The sequence below is a fragment of the Streptomyces sp. SID9727 genome, assembly GCF_010550605.1.
Lineage (GTDB): Bacteria > Actinomycetota > Actinomycetes > Streptomycetales > Streptomycetaceae > Streptomyces.
The window spans coordinates 1-216 of record NZ_JAAGNI010000509.1 but is presented as its reverse complement, the minus strand read 5'-3'; the positions used below and the strand labels follow the sequence as shown (position 1 = coordinate 216).

Genomic DNA, 216 nt, shown 5'->3' with positions numbered 1-216 from the left:
GTCCTGCTGGTCCGGCGCCTCCAGCGGCCCCGCGCACTGCCGGCACCTGGCGGGCTCCCGGCAGCGCTCGCAGGCGAGCCGGGGGGCGTAACCCCGGCGGGGCACCTGGACCAGCACCGGACCGGTGCGCAGCCCGTCCCGGACGGTCTGCCAGGCGAGGCTGGGCAGCCGGGCGGCCCGGGCCGCCCCGTCCCGCGCGAGCTCGCCGTCGCCCAC

Annotated in this window: 1 pseudogene; it reads right to left on the bottom strand. The window is 81.9% G+C overall.

Annotation, left to right across the window (positions count from 1 at the left end):
* A pseudogene (locus G3I41_RS34315) lies at positions 1–216 on the bottom strand (primosome assembly protein PriA); the annotation flags it as partial.